The 2,190-nt window shown below is 63.1% G+C and carries 4 protein-coding genes; 3 read left to right on the plus strand and 1 reads right to left on the minus strand.

Annotated elements, in window-relative coordinates:
• A partial coding sequence (locus tag AC1D1X_RS21305; RefSeq protein ID WP_477699113.1) for a LysR substrate-binding domain-containing protein occupies positions 1-433 on the plus strand: 433 nt, incomplete at its 5' end.
• A 4-nt stretch (positions 434-437) separates the two neighbouring features.
• Here AC1D1X_RS21305 and AC1D1X_RS21310 read toward each other — a convergent pair.
• Positions 438-1,367, minus strand: a complete 930-nt coding sequence (locus tag AC1D1X_RS21310) for a class I SAM-dependent methyltransferase (protein ID WP_477668620.1) — start codon at positions 1,365-1,367, stop codon at positions 438-440.
• Between the two features lie 124 nt (positions 1,368-1,491).
• On the opposite strand from AC1D1X_RS21310, the gene AC1D1X_RS21315 reads away from it, so the two are divergent.
• The gene (locus AC1D1X_RS21315; protein ID WP_477668621.1) at positions 1,492-1,950 is read left to right on the plus strand and encodes a MarR family winged helix-turn-helix transcriptional regulator; all 459 of its coding nucleotides are present in this window, start codon (positions 1,492-1,494) and stop codon (positions 1,948-1,950) included.
• Positions 1,951-2,017: 67 nt separating this feature from the next.
• Positions 2,018-2,190: OsmC family protein (locus AC1D1X_RS21320; protein ID WP_477699114.1), on the plus strand; the 173-nt coding region annotated here is incomplete at its 3' end.

A 2,190-nucleotide genomic window follows, 5' to 3' on the forward strand; every position in this document is an offset into this window, starting at 1 on the left:
GGTATTGGCAGTGCGCCCCGGCCACCCCCTGCTGGCGCAGGCCGGGCGCAAGGCCGATCCGCTGGCCGGCTTGCAGGCCTTCCCCGCGATACTGCCCACGCAGGGCACGGCCATACGCCATACCGCCGACAGCTTTTTCCTCACGCGCGGCCTGCCGCCGCCTATGCGCCTGGTCGAAACGCTGTCGGTGTCCATCGCACGCGGCTATGCGCTGCAAAGCGATGCGGTCTGGCTTGCGCCGCTGGGGGCTGTGCGGCCGGACCTGGAGAGCGGCACGCTGGTGCGCCTGCCCGTCAGCATGGCGGGCACCGAAGAGCTGGTGGGGTTGACGCTGCGTGCCGACATGGCGCCCACCGAGGCACAGCACCAGCTGATTGCCACCATTCGCGTGCTGGCGGCAGAACGCCGCAGCGAAGCGCCGGCCCTGCTTTAGGCTTCTAGGCCGGCTCGGCCTGCACCGCAAAGCGTGCCGTCAGTTCACCCAGACCCAGCTCTTCAAGCACCTCGCGCAAACGCGCTTGGGCGGCACGGGTTTTACCGGCCTGGGGTTGCTCGGGCCTGCTGGCCAGGATGAGTTCGTTCTTCATCGAATGCTCCCAGCCCACGAGCTCAGTCACCGTGACCTGGTAGCCGTTGGCTTCGAGCTGCAGGCAGCGCAACACATTGGTGATCTGGCTGCCGAATTCGCGCGTGTGCAGCGGGTGCCGCCACAGTTCGGCCAGCGGCGTGCGAGACAGTGACAGGGCACGGCTTTTCTTCAGCACACCGGCCACTTCGGCCTGGCAGCACGGCACCAGCACCATGTGGCGCGCGTTTTTGGCCAGCCCGAATGCAATGGCGTCATCGGTGGCCGTGTCGCAGGCATGCAGGGCGGTGACGATGTCCACAGTGGGCGGGAGTTCAGCCGAAGTGGTGGCCTCCTGCACCGATAGGTTCAGGAACGACATGCGCGAAAAACCCAGCCGCTGGGCCAGCACACGTGACTTGTCGACAAGTTCGGCGCGGGTTTCGATGCCGTACACATGGCCTGCGGTTTTTTCACCGCGGTGCGCGACATTAAAAAACAGGTCGTACAGGATGAAGCCGAGATACGACTTGCCGGCGCCGTGGTCGGCCAGGGTGAAGTCCGCCTTCTCCGCAGCCACCTCATTGAGCAAGGGCTCGATGAACTGGTACAGGTGATAGACCTGCTTGAGCTTGCGCCGCGTGTCCTGGTTGAGCTTGCCTTCGCGCGTGAGGATGTGCAGTTCCTTGAGCAGCTCGATGGACTGGCCGGGGCGAAGTTCTTCGATGATTTGTGCTGCGGATGCGGGCTTTCCTGAGCCCTTCGAAGGCTTTGCCGCGCGCGCGGTGCTGGGTGTTTGCATGGCCTCAAGTTTAGTGGTGTGCTCCCGGTACAGGCGGCCCCGGTACAAAGCCCCTGGGAATCGGCACGGAACACCTGGAAACAATTAACTTGCACACAATTCAATTGTTCGCTATAATTCATCCATGCCCAACAAAACCGACACCGCAAATGCCACTGACGCCATGCTGCAGCTGGACAACCAGCTGTGCTTTGCGCTGTATTCCACCTCTTTGGCCATGACCAAGCTGTACAAGCCCATGCTCGAAGAGATGGGGCTGACCTATCCGCAATACCTCGCGATGCTGGTGCTGTGGGAGCAGGACGGCCTGACGGTTTCGGAACTCGGTGAACGGCTTTACCTGGATTCGGGCACGCTGACCCCGCTGCTCAAGCGCATGGAATCTGCCGGGCTGCTTTCACGCATTCGCGCAGTGGAAGACGAGCGCCGCGTTCACATTACGCTGACGGCAGCCGGCCGCAAGCTCAAGGCCAGGGCCGCAAAGATTCCGGGCTGCATCCTGAGCGCCACCCAGTGCTCGATTCCCGAGCTGGTGTCGCTGACGCAGCAGGTGCAGTCGTTTCGCAACCGCCTCACCGGCTGATTTCTTTCACCATTTCACTGAATTTTTAACCCGCCCCGATCCGGGGTATTTTCCAAAGGAAGCCACCATGACCACACTCGAAAAAGTTCTCTACACCGCCCACGCCCACACCACCGGCGGCCGTGACGGCAAGTCCAAGACCGACGACGGCCGCCTGGACGTCACGCTGAGCTCGCCCGGCACCGCCGGAACCGGCACCAACCCCGAGCAGCTCTTCGCAGCCGGCTACGCAGCCTGCTT

The organism is Polaromonas sp. P1_G4 (assembly GCF_056405475.1).